Consider the following 1,184-nt stretch of genomic DNA (forward strand, 5'->3'; position numbering starts at 1 on the left):
AAAAGTGGGCCTGGCCGACAAAATGACCCATATCTCCACCGGTGGCGGAGCCAGCCTGGAGCTATTGGAAGGGAAGGTGCTGCCCGGCATTGCCGCTCTCACAGAAGCGTAGGTTCCTCCTTCGGGTCGCAGCCCCTCCAATCCAAAAACCAAGCCAAAAAGTAGGGGCTGGATTCAGCCCCTACTAACTTTAGTCGGTGTAGATCGCTGCAGCGATGGCGAGACAGGATCCGGCTTAGTGCACCACCACTTTAACGTTGGCGTTGTTCAGGCCAGGACGCTTCACCTCGGCCAAGGTCTTGTTGACGGCGTACTTTTGGTTGATGGAGTTGATCAACTCGGTTTGGTTGTGCTTCTTGGCCACGCCCCACAGATCGGCGATCAGGTCGTAGGAACCGTCGGGATTCTTCGACCAGCCCAGGTCGTAGTCGCCTTCCAACTGAGCCACGATGTCAGCGCGAACACGCTGGCCGTTGTAGCCACGCACGTCGGCGTTCAGCTTAACGGTGTAGCCGAGATCGCGCAGAGAGTTGATCAGGACTTGACCGTCAGTGATTTTGGTACGCAGGGTGCTAAAATGAGACATGGTGTTTCTCTCCTTTGTATAGGGGTTGGAACATCGACACAAACAATGGGCACTGTTCTTTGGGGAAGGTTTGGGCGCTGCCGTCCCTGCTTCTGTCAAGGTAGCTTTGGATCCTCACCTCCTCCTAGAACTCCAGCCGCTGGTACTCGGCTACAGAGGCCGCTGCAGGCCGAGCCCGCTGCTGGGCCCATTCCCTCAACGCTACCACTTGCTCCGTCATGGTGCGAGATAGCGGTTGAGTTGCTTTCGTTGCTGCCAGAATGTCCAGCTGGGTAAACTCACGGTTCTGGGCAAACGCTTCGTACATGGCAGCAATCAAAACTTGTTCGATCTCTGCGCCGGAGAAGCCTTCACAGGCGGCAGCTAGCTGGCGCAGGTTAAAGCGGCTGATATCGCGCCGCCGCTTCTGCAGGTGGATCCGAAAGATCTCGATGCGCTCGTTGATGTTGGGCAAGTCCACGAAGAAGATTTCGTCAAAACGGCCCTTGCGCAAGAATTCGCCCGGCAGACGGTCCACACGGTTGGCGGTGGCCATGACAAAGACCGGCGAGCGCTTCTCCTGCATCCAGGTTAGGAAAGATCCAAAGATGCGGCTGGA

At 56.8% G+C, this 1,184-nt stretch carries 3 protein-coding genes; 1 reads left to right on the top strand and 2 read right to left on the bottom strand.

The features are described from left to right. Positions 1-112: phosphoglycerate kinase (gene pgk, locus NW837_RS07045; RefSeq protein ID WP_414330194.1), on the top strand; the 112-nt coding region annotated here is incomplete at its 5' end. A gap of 123 nt (positions 113-235) precedes the next feature. Here pgk and NW837_RS07050 read toward each other — a convergent pair. Further along, the gene (locus NW837_RS07050; protein ID WP_011433295.1) at positions 236-586 is read right to left on the bottom strand and encodes a DUF1257 domain-containing protein; all 351 of its coding nucleotides are present in this window, start codon (positions 584-586) and stop codon (positions 236-238) included. A gap of 124 nt (positions 587-710) precedes the next feature. Beyond that, positions 711-1,184, bottom strand: a 474-nt coding sequence (locus NW837_RS07055) for an AAA family ATPase (RefSeq protein ID WP_414330192.1), incomplete at its 5' end; no start/stop codon positions are given.

Source organism: Synechococcus sp. R6-10 (assembly GCF_047461815.1).
Classification (GTDB): domain Bacteria; phylum Cyanobacteriota; class Cyanobacteriia; order Thermostichales; family Thermostichaceae; genus Thermostichus.